Annotated in this window: 13 protein-coding genes and 1 riboswitch; of the genes, 8 read left to right on the top strand and 5 right to left on the bottom strand. The window is 72.9% G+C overall.

All coding sequences use genetic code 11. The features are described 5' to 3' along the window. Positions 1 to 4: 4 nt before the first annotated feature. Both ACZ4K2_RS10125 and ACZ4K2_RS10120 read left to right on the top strand, forming a co-directional pair. A complete protein-coding gene (locus tag ACZ4K2_RS10125; RefSeq protein WP_201830343.1) occupies positions 5 to 364 on the top strand; it encodes a GroES family chaperonin in 360 nt (119 codons plus the stop codon). Between the two features lie 77 nt (positions 365 to 441). After that, positions 442 to 504, top strand: a riboswitch (guanidine-III (ykkC-III) riboswitch). Positions 505 to 540: 36 nt separating this feature from the next. Continuing rightward, a complete protein-coding gene (locus ACZ4K2_RS10120) occupies positions 541 to 861 on the top strand; it encodes a DMT family transporter (protein WP_225810301.1) in 321 nt (106 codons plus the stop codon). Positions 862 to 879: 18 nt separating this feature from the next. On the opposite strand, the gene ACZ4K2_RS10115 is transcribed toward ACZ4K2_RS10120, so the two are convergent. After that, entirely contained in the window at positions 880 to 3,966 is a 3,087-nt protein-coding gene (locus ACZ4K2_RS10115; RefSeq protein ID WP_467471480.1) for a transglycosylase domain-containing protein, read from the bottom strand. A gap of 1,205 nt (positions 3,967 to 5,171) precedes the next feature. Between ACZ4K2_RS10115 and ACZ4K2_RS10110 the strand changes: the two genes are divergently transcribed. From ACZ4K2_RS10110 to ACZ4K2_RS10095, 4 genes are read left to right on the top strand one after another with little or no spacing between them, the layout of a single operon-like run. Then, a complete protein-coding gene (locus ACZ4K2_RS10110) occupies positions 5,172 to 5,972 on the top strand; it encodes an ABC transporter permease (protein WP_467471478.1) in 801 nt (266 codons plus the stop codon). Further along, positions 5,965 to 6,813, top strand: a complete 849-nt coding sequence (locus ACZ4K2_RS10105; RefSeq protein WP_467471476.1) for an ABC transporter permease — start codon at positions 5,965 to 5,967, stop codon at positions 6,811 to 6,813. The genes ACZ4K2_RS10110 and ACZ4K2_RS10105 overlap by 8 nt, the downstream gene beginning before the upstream one ends. 1 nt (position 6,814) lies before the next feature. Further along, positions 6,815 to 7,777 carry an ABC transporter ATP-binding protein gene (locus tag ACZ4K2_RS10100; RefSeq protein WP_467471474.1) on the top strand — a complete coding sequence of 321 codons (963 nt, stop codon included), beginning with the start codon at positions 6,815 to 6,817 and terminating at the stop codon, positions 7,775 to 7,777. Between the two features lie 9 nt (positions 7,778 to 7,786). Further along, positions 7,787 to 8,518, top strand: coding sequence for a DUF1707 SHOCT-like domain-containing protein (locus tag ACZ4K2_RS10095; protein WP_467471472.1), 732 nt, complete (start codon positions 7,787 to 7,789; stop codon positions 8,516 to 8,518). A 50-nt stretch (positions 8,519 to 8,568) separates the two neighbouring features. On the opposite strand, the gene ACZ4K2_RS10090 is transcribed toward ACZ4K2_RS10095, so the two are convergent. The 3 genes from ACZ4K2_RS10090 to ACZ4K2_RS10080 form a co-directional block, all read right to left on the bottom strand. Beyond that, the gene (locus ACZ4K2_RS10090; RefSeq protein WP_467471470.1) at positions 8,569 to 8,976 is read right to left on the bottom strand and encodes a hypothetical protein; all 408 of its coding nucleotides are present in this window, start codon (positions 8,974 to 8,976) and stop codon (positions 8,569 to 8,571) included. 114 nt (positions 8,977 to 9,090) lie between these two features. Continuing rightward, positions 9,091 to 9,825: a ribonuclease PH gene (rph, locus tag ACZ4K2_RS10085; protein ID WP_467471467.1), complete on the bottom strand. Its 735-nt coding sequence runs from the start codon at positions 9,823 to 9,825 to the stop codon at positions 9,091 to 9,093. Between the two features lie 77 nt (positions 9,826 to 9,902). Next, positions 9,903 to 10,136 carry a PTS sugar transporter subunit IIB gene (locus ACZ4K2_RS10080; RefSeq protein ID WP_467471465.1) on the bottom strand — a complete coding sequence of 78 codons (234 nt, stop codon included), beginning with the start codon at positions 10,134 to 10,136 and terminating at the stop codon, positions 9,903 to 9,905. A gap of 186 nt (positions 10,137 to 10,322) precedes the next feature. Between ACZ4K2_RS10080 and ACZ4K2_RS10075 the strand changes: the two genes are divergently transcribed. Together ACZ4K2_RS10075 and ACZ4K2_RS10070 are read left to right on the top strand one after the other, a co-directional pair. Next, entirely contained in the window at positions 10,323 to 11,624 is a 1,302-nt protein-coding gene (locus ACZ4K2_RS10075; protein ID WP_467471463.1) for a PTS transporter subunit EIIC, read from the top strand. Between the two features lie 169 nt (positions 11,625 to 11,793). Beyond that, entirely contained in the window at positions 11,794 to 13,059 is a 1,266-nt protein-coding gene (locus tag ACZ4K2_RS10070) for a PTS transporter subunit EIIC (protein WP_467471461.1), read from the top strand. 65 nt (positions 13,060 to 13,124) lie between these two features. On the opposite strand, the gene ACZ4K2_RS10065 is transcribed toward ACZ4K2_RS10070, so the two are convergent. Then, entirely contained in the window at positions 13,125 to 13,877 is a 753-nt protein-coding gene (locus tag ACZ4K2_RS10065) for an MBL fold metallo-hydrolase (protein ID WP_467471459.1), read from the bottom strand. Positions 13,878 to 14,079 lie beyond the last annotated feature (202 nt).

The following is a 14,079-nucleotide window of genomic DNA, read 5'->3' as shown; positions in this document are numbered from 1 at the left end:
CAGCGTGAGCGCCAACAGAAACGAGCACAGCACCCCGCACCACGACAAGCTGCCCATCCGGATGCTGCACGACCGGGTCCTCGTGCGGCAGGAGACCGGTGAGGGCGAGCGGCGGTCGGGGGGCGGCATCCTGATCCCCGCCACCGCGGCGGTCGGGCGGCGGCTGGCCTGGGCCGCGGTCGTCGCGGTCGGGCAGAACGTACGGACGGTGGAGCCCGGCGACCGGGTCCTGTTCGACCCGGAGGACCGGGCGGAGGTCGAGGTGCGGGGCGTGGCCTACGTGCTGATGCGCGAGCGTGATCTGCACGCCGTGGCCGCGGACCGGTTCGAGGGGTCGGAGGACTCCACGGGGCTGTACCTCTGACGCGCGGGTCGTAGCCGCGACGACGACGGCGGAGGGGGCCGGTGACGATGGTCACCGGCCCCCTCCGCCGTGCTTTTGCTATGTTCGGAAGGAACCCGACGAGACGCGCCGTACCGGGTCGAAGGCAAAGACGACGCACCCCGGAGAAGAGTCGTCACGTCTCGGAGGTGCCTGTCATGGCCTGGGTTCTGCTTGTCGTCGCCGGTCTGCTGGAAGTGGGCTGGTCGATCGGGATGAAGTACAGCGAGGGTTTCACCCGGCTGGTCCCGAGTCTGTTCACCGGTGCCGGCATCGTCGCCAGCATGGTCCTGCTGTCCTACGCCGCCAAGTCCCTGCCCATCGGTACGGCCTACGGCGTCTGGGTGGGCATCGGCGCGGCCGGTGCGGCGGTGCTCGGCATGGTGGTGCTGGGTGAGCCGGTCACCGCCGCCCGGATCTTCTTCGTGTGCCTGCTGCTGGTCGCCGTCGTGGGGCTGAAGGCGACCAGCGGTCACTGATCCGTCGCGTCGGCCGCGTCAGGCGCCGGGGCCGCCCCCGGGTCCCCCGGGCGTGCCGGTGGCGCCGCCGGCGTCGGTACCGCCGCTCGGGGTGCCGCCGCCGGTGGCCGTCTGGCCGCCGCCCGGGTCGCCGCCGGTGGAGGCGGTGGTGCCGCCGTCGGTGGTCGGTGTGCCCCCGCCGCCGGTGGTGGTGGTGGAGCCGCCGTCCGTGGTCGTGCCGCCCGTGGAGGTGGTCGTGCCGCCGTCGGTGGTCGGTGTGCCCCCGCCGCCGGTGGTGGTGGTGGAGCCGGTGGTGCCGGGGGTCCCGCCGGTGGTGGGGGTGCCGCCGGTGGTCGGGCTGGCGGTCGCGCCGCCGGTGTCCTGGCCGCCGTCGGTGGTGGTGCCGCCGTCGTCCTGACCGGCGTCGGTGCCGGGCTCGGGGCTGCCGGTGGCGGGCGGTTCCTGGACCTGGTCGGCGCCCTCTTCGAGCCGGAGGTCGAAGTCGGCGGCCGGCTTGCCCTTCAGCGCGTCGCGCGTGTACTGGGCCCAGATCTCGGTGGGCGGACCGCCACCGTTCATGCGGGCCGCGCCGAGGGCGTTGTAGAGCGGCATGTGCTTGGCGGTCTCCGGGTCCTGGCCCATGACGGAGACGACGGTGGCCAGGTCGGGGGTGTAGCCGGCGAACCAGGCGGCGGTGTCGCTCTCGGCGGTGCCGGTCTTGCCGGCGGCCGGGCGGCCGGCGGCCTGCGCGGCCATGGCGGTGCCGCTCTGGACCACGCTCCGCAGGACGGAGGTGGTGGTGTCGGCGGCCTCCCGGCTGACGGCCTGCTTGACGGACTGCTCGGGCAGCCGGATCGCGTCCGTGCCGTCCTTGGTGATCTTCTCGACCAGGGAGTACGTGCCGTGCTTGCCGTGGTTGGCGAGCGTGGCGTAGGCCTCGGCCATCTCCAGGACGCTGGCGTTGGCGGTGCCGAGCGCGATGGAGGGGGACGGGTAGAGGTCCGGGGTGTCCTCGGGGATGCCGAGGGCGACCGCGGTCTGCTTGACCTTCTCGGGGCCGACGTCGGAGGCCATCTGCGCGTAGACCGAGTTCACCGACAGGTCGGTGGCCTTGCGGACGGTGATGGGCCCGTACGAGCGCTGGTCCTCGTTCTCCGGGCTGTACGGCGAGCCGCTCCAGCCCTGGACGAGGCGCTTGTTGGTGCCGTCGTAGATGGTGTTCGGGGTGATCGTCCGGCCGTCCTGGGTGGTCGAGCCGTTCTCCACCGCGGAGGTGAACACGAACGGCTTGAACGTCGAGCCGACCTGGAAGTCACCGCGGGTCGCGCCGTTGGTGTACTGCTTCACGTAGTCGATGCCGCCGTACATCGCGACGACCTTGCCGGTCCTGGGGTCGACGGAGGCTCCGCCGGCCCGGACGTAGGTGTCGGCCTTGCGGTTCTTCTTGTCCAGCTTGGACATGAGCTGGTCGTCGACCGCCTTGACGAAGGCGTCCTGCCGGTCCTTCTGGATGGTGGTGGTGATGCGGTAGCCGCCGGCCGCGAGGTGGTCGGCGTCGATGATGTCGTTGCTGGTCAGGTAGTGCTTGACCGCGTCCACCAGGTAGCCGCGCTGGCCGGACATGCCGGCGGAGACCGTCTGCTCCTTCGGCGTCGGGAACTTCAGCCCGGCCCGCTCGGACTCGCCGAGCCAGCCCTTCTTGACCATGCCGTCCAGGACGTAGTTCCAGCGGGCGAGGGCCGCCCGCCTGTTCTCCGGGTGGGCCACGACGTCGTACTCGCTGGGCGCGTTGACGAGCGCGGCGAGGTAGGCGGCTCGGGGGGCGTCGAGGTCGGTGGCGTCGATGCCGTAGTACGCCTGGGCGGCGGCCTGTATGCCGTAGGCGTTGCGGCCGAAGAAGCTGGTGTTGAGGTAGCCCTCCAGGATCTCGTCCTTGGACTTCTGCCGGTCCAGCTTGATCGAGATGAAGAACTCCTTGGCCTTGCGGGTGAGCGTCTGCTCCTGGGCCAGGTAGTAGTTCTTGACGTACTGCTGGGTGATCGTGGAGCCGGACTGCTTGCCCTTGCCGGTCGCGGTGTTCCAGCCGGCCCGGAGCATCGCCTTGGGGTCGACGGCGGACTCGGTGTAGAAGTCGCGGTCCTCGGCGGCCAGGATGGCGTGCTGGGCCGCCTTGGAGACCTGGGCGAGGCTCACGTTCTCGCGGTTGACGTCGCTGTCCCGGGTGTCGCGGGCGAGCTGGGAGCCGTCGGCGTAGAGGTAGACGTTGCTCTGCTTGGTCGCGAACGCGTTGGCCGGCGGGATCTGCACCAGGGAGTAGCCGAGGACGAGGATCCCGACGATCAGCAATATGCCGATGACGAAGGTGCCGAGCACCATGCGCCAGGTCGGGAAGAGCCGCCGCCAGCCGGTCCGCTTGGGCCGCTTGCCCTTCTTCGCCTTCTTGCCCTTGCCCTTGCCGTCGTCCTGGGCGGTCGCGGACTCGGCGGCGGCGAGGGCGGTGGTCTTGTCCGCACCGGCGCCCTGGCCTCCGCCCGGTCCGGTGCCCGGCCGCGCGGTGGCACCGGTCCCGGTCCGGGAGGCGGCGGCACCGGCCCCGGTACCGGCCTTGCCCGCCTGGGCGGCGGCACCGGCGCCGGAACCGGCCTGGGCCGCCTGGGCACCGGCCGCGGCCGCTCCGGCGGCGCCGGCGACGGCGCCGGCCGCGCGGGCGGCGCGGGCGGCCCGGGCGGCGGCCGGGGAGTTCGGGGTGGCGGCGCCGGACCTGCCGGGCGCGTCGGCGGCGGAGCCGGTGGCCCCGGCGTCGCGGTCCGGGCCGTCGGCGCGGGGGGTACGGCCGGTGGGGCCGGACTCCGCCGGGGAGGCCGCCGCGGGTCCGGAACCGGGGGTCTTGCCCGGCTCGCCCGAGCGGGGCGCACCGATGCGCCGCAGCACCTGGGTGGTCTCGGGCGCCTGCTCGGGCCCGGCGCCGGCGGTCTTGCCGGCACCGGCCGCGGCGGCGGCACCCGACGCGGCACCGGCCGCGGGGCCGGTCCGGTCCTGGCGGCCCGCCTTGCCGGTCCCCGCCGGGGACGCGGATCCCCGCGGGGGCTTCTGCGGGCCCTTGGGCGGGGTGATGCGCCGGAGCACCTGGGTGCTCTCGGCCGACGGAGGCTCGTCGGAACCGGCCGGGGGCCGGACGTCGGCGGGCTTCCTGGCCCCGGGAACCCTGCCGGAACCCTGACCGTCACCGGAGCCCTGGGCGTCACGGGAACCCTGACCGTCACCGGATCCCTGGGCGCCACCGGGGCCCTGGGCACCACCGGATCCCTGGGCGCCACCGGGGCCCTGGGCACCACCGGACGCGGGACCGCGGCCGGAACCCTGGCCACCGCCGGACGCCGAAGCACCACCGGCCGCGAAGCCGTTGGCCGGACCCGCCCCCGGACCACGACCGGACGCAGGACCGTCACCCGAGCCCGAACCGCCCCCGGACGCCGGGCCCTTGCCCGCGCCCGGAGCCCCACCCCGCGCCGGGCGGCCGTCGGTCACCGGGCCACCGCCCGGCACCGGCTCGCCACCGCGCACCGGCTCACCACCGCGCAGCGGTGCCGAACCACGGCCGGGGTGCCGGGTGTTGCCGGACGACGGGCCCCGGGACGGGGCCGCCGGACCGCCGGCGGACGCCGGGGCGCCCGCGGGGTCGTTCCGGTCCGTGCGGGCGTCGCGGGCGGCGGAGGCCGCACGGTCCCCGGCGGCCGGGTCCGGCCGTCGCGGCCCGTCGGCGGGCGCGGCGCCCGCCGGGCCCGCGTCGTCCCGTGCCGTCGGCTCCGCCCGGCCGGTGCCGCGTCCGGCGGCGCCCGTGCGGGCGTCCCCGGACGGCCGGCCGGCCGTGCGCGGACCGCCCGCGGCGGACTCGCCGGCGGACGGCCCGGTTCCCCCGGCCCGTTCGCCGGTGCCGCGCGTGGCGTCGCGGCGGGCGTTCCCCTCCCGGTCGGCTCCGGGGTCCCGCCGGGCGCGCCCGGGCGGGCCGGCGGACCGATCGGTGGCCGTCTGTTCGCGGCCCCCCGGGTTCCCGGGCCCTTCAGCCGGCAGCGGTTCTTCCGGCGCCACGCCTTCGTTCGGCTGCTGCGGCTGCGGCTCGTCGCTCATGTCGTGCACGGACTCCTGTTTCGCGTCGTACGTTCCCGTACGCCTCGTACGCTTCTGCGCTCCCCCTGCTTGAAGACTCTCGCACCCGGCGTTCCGTTCCCGGATTCCGGCATGGGTCCGGCCGGAAAACACGTGGCCGGCCCTCGGCCTCCGGACTAGGCTCCTGCGCTTCGGTGTCGAGCGGTCCGAGGAGGTCGACTGGCGTGGGCGCGGGATGGTTGTACGCGGCCGTCGCGGCAGGGGGATTCAGACGGTACGCGACCTACCGCGCGGCCACTGCGGCAGGGGTCTTCACGAACACGGTCTTCGGGCTGATCCTCGTGTACACGTACCGCGCCCTGTGGGACGAGAAGCCGCATCTCGGTGGATACGACCAGGCGCAGGCCATGACGTACGTCTGGCTCGGGCAGGCCTTCCTGTCGACGCTGGCCATCGGGGGCGGCGGCTTCGAGGACGAGTTGATGGGGCGCATCCGCACGGGGGACGTGGTCGTCGACCTGTACCGGCCGGCCGACCTCCAGCTCTGGTGGCTGGCGGCGGACCTGGGCCGGGCGTTCTTCCAGTTGCTGGGCCGCGGGCTGGTCCCGTTCGCGTTCGGCTGGCTGTTCTTCCCGCTGTACCTGCCCTCCGACGCCGGTACCTGGGCGGCCTTCGGCGTCGCCGTCGTCCTGGCGATGCTGGTCGGTTTCGGCATCCGCTACCTGCTGGCGCTGAGCGCGTTCTGGCTGCTGGACGGCACCGGCGTGATGCAGATGGCGTGGCTCGCGGGCACCTTCTGCTCGGGGATGCTGCTGCCGCTGAACGTGTTCCCGGGCGCGCTCGGCGAGATCGTCCGGGTGCTGCCGTGGTCGTCGCTGCTCCAGGCGCCGGCGGACATCCTGCTCGGGCAGGGCGACCCGGTCCCCACCTGTCTCTTCCAACTGGCCTGGGCGGTGGTGCTGCTGGGCGCCGGGCGGCTGGTGCAGTCGGCGGCCACCCGCCGGGTGGTGGTGCAGGGTGGCTGAGGGCGGAGCGCCGGCACCGGCGGCGCGGGCCGGCCGGCCGGCCGCGGGGCTGCGGACGTACCGGCTGGTCGCGGGGGCGTGGGTGCGCTCGACGATGGCCTACCGCGCCTCGTTCATCATGACCACGTTCGGGAACTTCGCGGCGACCTTCCTCGACTTCGCCGCGATCATGCTGATGTTCTCCCGAGTGGACGCGCTGGGCGGGTACACGCTGCCCGAGGTGGCGTTCCTGTACGGGCTGTCCGCGGTCTCCTTCGGGCTGGCGGACCTGCTGATCGGGTCGATGGACCGGCTGGGCCGGCGGGTGCGGGACGGCACGCTGGACACGCTGCTGGTGCGGCCGGCGCCCGTGCTGGCGCAGGTGGCGGCCGACCGGTTCGCGCTGCGCCGGCTGGGCCGCGTCACGCAGGGGTCACTGGTGCTGGGCTGGTCGCTGGCCCGGGTGGACGTCGACTGGACGGCGGGCCGGCTGCTGCTGATGCCGGTGACGTTGCTGAGCGGCTGCGTGATCTTCTGCGCGGTGTTCGTGGCGGGCGCGGCGTTCCAGTTCGTGGCGCAGGACGCCTCGGAGGTGCAGAACGCATTCACCTACGGCGGTACGACGCTGTTGCAGTACCCGCCGACGGTGTTCGGCAAGGAACTGGTGCGCGGGGTGACCTTCGTGCTGCCGCTGGCCTTCGTCAACTGGCTGCCCGCCACCCAGGTGCTGGGGCGGCCGTACCCGCTGGCGCTGCCCGGGTGGCTGGCGTGGACCCCGCCGCTGGTGGCGGCGGGGTCCGCCGCGCTGGCGGGGCTGGCCTGGCGGGCGGGACTCCGTTCGTACCGCAGCACAGGGAGCTAGCGTGGGTGAGTTCATCGCACTGGAGAACGTCGAGAAGGTCTTCGCGGTGCGCCGCAGGACGGGGTTCCTGCGGCGGGAGCGGCGCGAGGTGCGGGCGGTGGACTCGCTCTCGTTCGGCGTGGCCCGCGGGGAGATGGTCGGGTACATCGGGCCGAACGGCGCCGGGAAGTCGACCACGATCAAGATGCTGACCGGCATCCTGACGCCGAGCGGCGGGCGGCTGCGGGTGGCGGGCATCGACCCGGCGCGGGAGCGGGTGCGGCTGGCGCACCGGATCGGGGTGGTGTTCGGACAGCGGACCACACTGTGGTGGGACCTGCCGCTGCTCGACTCCTACCGGCTGGCGCACCGCATGTACCGCATCCCGGACGCCCGTTACCGGGAGAACCTGGACCGGCTGGTGGAACTGCTGGACCTGGGCGCCCTGTTGGACACGCCGGTGCGGCAGCTCTCGCTGGGGCAGCGGATGCGGGGGGACATCGCGGCGGCGCTGCTGCACGATCCGGAGGTGCTGTACCTGGACGAGCCGACCATCGGGCTCGACGTGGTGTCGAAGGCCAGGGTGCGGGAGTTCCTGCGTGAGCTGAACGCGGAGCGGGGTACGACGGTGCTGCTGACGACGCACGACCTCCAGGACATCGAGCAGTTGTGCAAGCGGGTGATGGTGATCGACCACGGGCGGCTGGTGCACGACGGTTCGCTGGCGGCTCTGCACGAGGCCGGGGGGAGCGAGCGGATGCTGGTGGTGGACCTGGAGCGGGAGTTGCCGCCGGTGGAGGTGCCGCTGGCGCGGGTGGTGCGGGTGGAGGGGCCGCGGCAGTGGCTGGCGTTCCCGGCGGGGCAGTCGGCGGCGCCGGTCGTCGCGCACCTGGCGGCCCGCTACCCGCTGCTGGACCTGTCGGTGCGGGAGCCGGACATCGAGGCGGTCATCGCCAGGATGTACGCCGGCAGGCCGGTCTCGTAGGCTGCTGCCATGACCGACGACGCAGCCCCGGACCTCCGGGCGTCCGACGCCGACCGGGAGCGGGTCGCCGAGGTCCTGCGGGACGCCCTGGCCGAGGGCCGGCTCGACATGGAGGAGTTCGGGGAGCGGCTGGAGGCGGCCTACCGGGCGCGGACGTACGGGGAGCTGGCGCCGCTGACCCGCGATCTTCCGGCGGCCCCGGCCGCGCCGGTCTCGTTCGTCAAGGAGCCGGTGCCGGACGGGAGCTGGGCGGGCCGGATCACCGGGGGCGAGGGGTCCTCGGCGGGCGCGGTGGCGATCCTGTCGGGGTTCGAGCGCAAGGGCCGCTGGACGGTGCCGAGGCGGTTCTCCTGCTTCGCCTTCCTGGGCGGCGGTGAACTCGACCTGCGGGAGGCGGATTTCGCGGACCGGGAGGTCGTGATCAACTGCGTGGCGGTCATGGGCGGGGTGCAGGTGACCGTGCCGCCGGGGGTCGAGGTGATCGTCCGCGGCTTCAGCGTGATGGGCGGGTTCGAGCACCCGAGGGACGACGGGCCGCCCGAGCCGGGCGCGCCGCGGGTGATCGTCGGCGGTTTCGCGTTCTGGGGCGGGGTCGGCGTGGAGCGCAGGCTGCCGCGTGCCGAGCGGCGGCGGCTGAAGGAGCAGCGCCGCCGGGAGCGGCTGGAGCTGCGCGCGGAGCGGCACGAGCTGCACCGGGCGCGGCGGGAGGACCGCGAGCGGCGGCGCCACGGCGGGTACTGAGCGCCGGGCCGGCCCCCGGGTCGTCCGTGGCCGGCCGGTGCCTGCGGGTGCTACTTCGTGCACACCTTCGTCAGTTCGCCCGCCGCTTCGGTGACGGGGCTGACGTCGGGCGTCGCGTCGCCGTTCTTGATGGCCGTGCGGACGTTGCCGACGGCTTCCTCGAGGTGGTCGACGGCCTTGCCGAGGTCGGTGTCGTCCGTGTCGTCGCCCATCCCGCGCAGGTTCTTCTCTATGGAGTCGAGCGAGGCGTCCGCCTGGGAGGGGTCGTCGGCGGCGTTCTCGACGGCCTGCTGGAGTTCGGTGACGCTGTCGGCGATGGTGTCGGCGGTCTGCACACAGTCCAGCGCCTTGTCCACGGCGTCGCAGCCGGTGGTCAGGCCGGCGGTGAGTACGACGGCGGCCACGGTGGTGGCGATGGCGGTGACCCGGCCCCGGTGTGCGCGGCGGCTGGCGGACATCGTGGGTTCCCCTCCCCTGGGACGACTGGCCGGGCGCACGCGGATGGGCCGTGCGCCCGTATCCAGAGGGACGTCCGGGGGGCCCGGCCGGTTGCCCGGGCCTTGGGGGTTTCTTTACGCGCGGGTGGCCGCCAGTGCCGCCTGCTGGGCGGCGGCCAGGTCGGTGCAGCCGGCGACGGCGAGGTCGAGCAGGGAGTTCAGCTCGTCGCGGGCGAACGGCTCGGCCTCGGCGGTGCCCTGGACCTCGACGAAGCGGCCGTCGCCGGTGCAGACGACGTTCATGTCGGTGTCGGCGCGCACGTCCTCCTCGTAGCAGAGGTCGAGCAGCGGGACGCCGCCGACGATGCCGACGGAGACGGCGCTCACGGTGCCGGTGAGGGGCTGCCGGCCGGCCTTGATCAGCTTCTTGCCCTGGGCCCAGGCGACGGCGTCGGCGAGGGCGACGTAGGCGCCGGTGATCGCGGCCGTGCGGGTGCCGCCGTCGGCCTGGAGGACGTCGCAGTCGAGGACGACGGTGTTCTCGCCGAGCGCCTTGTAGTCGATGACGGCGCGCAGGGAGCGGCCGATGAGCCGGGAGATCTCGTGGGTGCGGCCGCCGATCCTGCCCTTGACGGACTCGCGGTCGCCGCGGGTGTTGGTGGCGCGGGGCAGCATGGCGTACTCCGCGGTGACCCAGCCCTCGCCACTGCCCTTGCGCCAGCGCGGGACTCCTTCGGTGACGGAGGCGGTGCAGAGGACCCTGGTGTCGCCGAAGGCGATGAGGACGGAGCCCTCGGCGTGCTTGCTCCATCCGCGTTCGATGGTGACCGGGCGGAGCTGTTCGGGCGTACGGCCGTCGATGCGAGACATGGCATGGAGCCTAGCCGCAGATGCGGAAGGGGCTCCTCCCTGCCGGGAGGAGCCCCTTCCGGGGTGTGCCCGTGGGCTCACATCATGTCTTCGATCTCCGCGGCGATCGGGTCGGCGTCGGTGCCGATGACGACCTGGACGGCGGTGCCCATCCGGACGACGCCGTGGGCGCCGGCGGCCTTCAGAGCGGTCTCGTCGATGAGGTCGGGGTTGGACACCTCGGTGCGCAGCCGGGTGATGCAGCCCTCGATCTCCTCGATGTTGTCGATGCCACCGAGCCCGGCGACGATCTTCTCAGCCTTGCTGGCCATGTTCCTTCTCCCTGCTCCGAACCGCTTTGTCGCAGTAACCCACAGTTGGCCCATCTTCGCGAGCGGTCTTGCCGTCCGTGCCGAATGATGGCGACCACGACAGCGGAACCGTCCGCCGACTGGTCTACACCACCGTGGGGAAGGTCGCCAAACCGCGTCCCGGCGGGGCGGCCGGAAAGGACGCCCATGAGCGCCGGAAGCGCGGCCGGTCCGGTCCGGGTCCGGTGGAACCACCTGTTCCAGGGCCTCCAGAAGATGGGCCGCAGCCTACAGCTGCCGATCGCGGTGCTGCCGGCCGCGGGCATCCTCAACCGGCTCGGCCAGCCCGACGTCTTCGGGGCCGACGGCCTGGGCTGGACCGGCGTCTCGAAGGTGATGACGGGCGCGGGCGGCGCGCTGCTCGACGGCTCCTTCGGCCTGCCCCTGCTGTTCTGCGTGGGCGTCGCGATCGGCATGGCCCGCAGGGCGGACGGCTCGACCGCGCTCGCCGCGGTGGCCGGCTTCCTCGTCTACCACGGCGTCCTGCACCGGTTCCCCGAGCGGTGCCCGGGCGGCGCGACGGCGGTCCCGGACGTCGGCTGCCGGGTCGTCGTCGACACGGGCCCGGACACGGTGACGCCCTTCGCCTTCCAGAACCCGGGGGTCTTCGGCGGCATCGTGCTGGGGCTGCTGACGGCCCTCTTCTGGGTCCGGTTCCACCGCACCCGGCTGGTGGACTGGCTGGGCTTCTTCAACGGGCGGCGGCTGGTGCCGATCGTCATGTCGTTCGTCGCGATCGTGTTCGCGGTGCTGTGCCTGTGGGTCTGGCCGCCGGTCGGCGGCGCCCTGGAGGGCTTCGGCCGGTGGCTGCGGGACGCGGGCGCCTGGGGCGCGGGCGCCTTCGGGGTCGCGAACCGGGCGCTGCTGGTGGTGGGCCTGCACCAGTTCCTGAACGTGCCCGTCTGGTTCCAGTTCGGCACCTACACCAAGCCCGACGGCACGGTGGTGCACGGCGACATCAACATGTTCCTCCAGGGCGATCCGGCCGCCGGCCAGTTCACCTCGGGCTTCTTCCCGATCATGATGTTCGCGCTGCCGGCCGCCGCGCTGGCCATGACCCACTGCGCCCGGCCGGAGCGGCGCAAGGAGGTCGGCGGCCTGATGCTGTCGCTCGCGCTGACCTCGTTCGTGACGGGCATCACCGAGCCGCTGGAGTACTCGTTCCTGTTCGTCGCGCCCGCGCTGTACGCCGTGCACGCCGTCCTCACCGGGGTGTCGATGGCGGTGACCTGGGCGCTCGGGGTGCACGACGGCTTCAGCTTCTCCGCGGGCCTGATCGACTACGTCATCAACTGGAACCTGGCGACGCGGCCGTGGGCGGTCGTCCCGCTCGGCCTGTGCTTCGCGGCGGTCTACTACGCCGTCTTCCGCGTCGCCATCACGCGGTTCGACCTGAGGACGCCGGGGCGGGAGCCCGCGGACGAGGCCGAGGACGTGACCAGGGCCTGACCGGGGCCTGAAGGCGCACAGCGCGTAGCGCCGCGGTAGCGAATCCGCGGGTTCCTTACGCCGCCTTCATCGTGCTACAACAGGTCTACACCACCAAGTGGTGTAGACCAGAGACGCTGCCGTCCCCTTCCTTGGTTCCCGGGCGGCGCCATGCCCGATGGAGGAAGTTGTGACCACGGCCAGCGCCGCACCCGCGGCCGAGAAGAAGAAGGGCGCCGGGGTGATGTCCGTGCTCCAGCGTATCGGCCGCAGCCTCATGCTGCCGGTCGCCGTGCTGCCGGCCGCCGCCCTCCTGGTTCGCCTCGGCAACAACGACATGCTGGGCGACCCCTCCTTCCCGGCGTTCCTGACCAAGATCGCGTCCTTCATGGCCGCCGGCGGCAACGCGATCCTCGACAACATGGCGCTGCTGTTCGCCGTGGGCATCGCGATCGGCTTCGCCAAGAAGTCGGACGGCTCGACGGCCCTCGCCGCGGTCACCGGCTACCTCGTCTTCAAGAACGTCCTCGGCACGTTCACCGACAAGAACCTGCCGAAGGTGGCGACCGTCGTCGACGGCAAGGTCGTCATGGCGGACGCCCCGGTGGACGCGAAGGTCCTCGGCGGTGTGGTGATGGGCCTCGTCGTGGCCCTGCTGTACCAGCGCTTCTACCGCACCAAGCTGCCCGACTGGGCCGGCTTCTTCGGCGGCCGGCGCCTCGTCCCGATCCTGTCGGCCTTCGCCGGCCTCCTGATCGGCGTCGTCTTCGGCTACATCTGGCCGGTCCTCGGCACGGGCCTGCACAACTTCGGCGAGTGGCTGGTGAAGTCGGGCGCCGTGGGCGCGGGCATCTTCGGTGTCGCCAACCGCGCGCTGATCCCGATCGGCATGCACCACCTGCTCAACTCGTTCCCGTGGTTCCAGGCGGGCGAGTACCAGGGCAAGAGCGGTGACATCGCGCGCTTCCTGGCCGGCGACCCGCACGCCGGCCAGTTCATGACCGGCTTCTTCCCGATCATGATGTTCGCGCTGCCGGCCGCCTGCCTGGCCATCGTCCACTGCGCCCGCCCCGAGCGCCGCAAGGTCGTCGGCGGCATGATGTTCTCGCTCGCCCTGACGTCCTTCGTCACCGGTGTCACCGAGCCCATCGAGTTCACCTTCATGTTCATCGCGCCGGTGCTCTACGCCATCCACGCGGTCCTCACCGGTGTCTCCATGGCCCTGACCTGGGCGCTGGGCATGAAGGACGGCTTCGGCTTCTCGGCGGGCGCCGTCGACTTCGGCCTGAACCTGGGCATCGCCAGCAACCCGTGGGGCCTGGTCCTGGTCGGCCTGTGCTTCGCGGTGGTCTACTACGTGGTCTTCCGCTTCGCGATCACCAAGTTCAACCTGCCCACGCCGGGCCGCGAGTCCGACGAGGAGATCGCCGAACTGCAGAAGGCCGAGGGCAAGTAGTCCCGCCGCAGGCCGACGAAGGCCCCGGAACCGTCTGGTTCCGGGGCCTTCTCGCGTGCCGGGTGTCAGAGTTCGTACGTCCGCCGCGGCACGGCCAGCTCCACCGGGCCGGGGAACACCTCGCGGGCGTCCCGCAGGTTCACCTCGGGGTCCGTCCACGGCGGGATATGGGTGAGGAGCAGGCGGCGGGCACCCGCCCGGACCGCCGTCTCCCCCGCCTCCCGGCCGTTGAGGTGCAGGTCGGGGATGCTCTCCTTGCCGTGCGTGAACGCGGCCTCGCACAGGAACAGGTCGGCGTCCCGGGCCAGCTCGTCCAGCGCCGCGGTGACACCCGTGTCGCCGGAGTACGTCAGGGACTTCCCGCCGTGCTCGATGCGGATGCCGTACGCCTCCACGGGGTGGCGCACTCGCTCGGTGTGCACGGTGAACGGGCCGATCTCGAACGTGGACGGCTTGACCGTGTGGAAGTCGAAGACCTCGCTCATCGAGGAGGCGGAGGGGGTGTCGGCGTAGGCCGTGGTCAGGCGGTGCTCGGTGCCTTCGGGGCCGTACACCGGCAGGGGTGCGCACCGGCCGCCCTCGTAGCGGTAGTAGCGCGCCACGAAGTACGCGCACATGTCGATGCAGTGATCGGCGTGCAGGTGGCTGAGGAAGATCGCGTCGAGGTCGTAGAGACCGCAGTGGCGCTGCAGCTCGCCCAGGGCGCCGTTGCCCATGTCGAGAAGCAGCCGGAAGCCGTCGGCCTCGACGAGGTAGCTCGAACAGGCCGATTCCGCGGACGGGAACGACCCCGAGCAGCCGACGACGGTGAGCTTCATGAAGCAGAAACCTCCGTTGGCGGGGAATCGGTGGGCGGGAACGGGGGCCACTCGGGAAGAGGGCTGTCGGGGGTCGTGCGGTCCGTCGAGCCTAAGGCGCGAAGGCGCGGGTCGCTCCTCCGCCAGGGGCCGTTGTGGGCGAACTCACCTGTGCTGTCACCGGTTCGGCTGGACCGGGGGCGCACGAGGTTCGGAAGAGGGC

This window comes from Streptomyces sp. NPDC025833, assembly GCF_055558055.1.
Note: the sequence above shows the minus strand (reverse complement) of the source record. Positions and strands in the feature narration are given on the sequence as shown.